The organism is Commensalibacter communis, from assembly GCF_947179015.1.
In the GTDB taxonomy this organism is placed as follows: Bacteria; Pseudomonadota; Alphaproteobacteria; order Acetobacterales; family Acetobacteraceae; genus Commensalibacter; species Commensalibacter communis.
Genome location: NZ_CAMXCM010000039.1, coordinates 1 through 292, shown reverse-complemented (window position 1 = coordinate 292; position 292 = coordinate 1). Strand labels below are relative to the sequence as shown.

Sequence of the window (292 nt, the reverse complement as noted above, 5' to 3'; positions counted from 1 at the left end):
ATTATTTTTTCTATCTATGAATATCCTTCCATCAGGAACATCAGATATGTCGATTGTTTGAATATCGCCTAATTGTAAAGATTTGATATTTAAGTCGACGGTTCCGTCATTTGTGTAACTTTCGCCTTGATCGCCTTTATCGCCCTTTTCGCCTTGGATACCTTGCTCTCCTTGATCGCCTTTATCTCCTTTTGGGATGGTGAAGTTTAGGATGACATCGCTTGATGTTCCGACATTTTCGACGATGACTTTTGTGCCTGGTTCGCCTGTTGTGATTGTGCCAACGGTAATG

At 41.1% G+C, this 292-nt stretch carries 1 protein-coding gene; it reads right to left on the bottom strand.

Annotated elements, in window-relative coordinates:
- Positions 1-292: collagen-like protein (locus PQG54_RS12340; RefSeq protein ID WP_271807746.1), on the bottom strand; the 292-nt coding region annotated here is incomplete at both ends.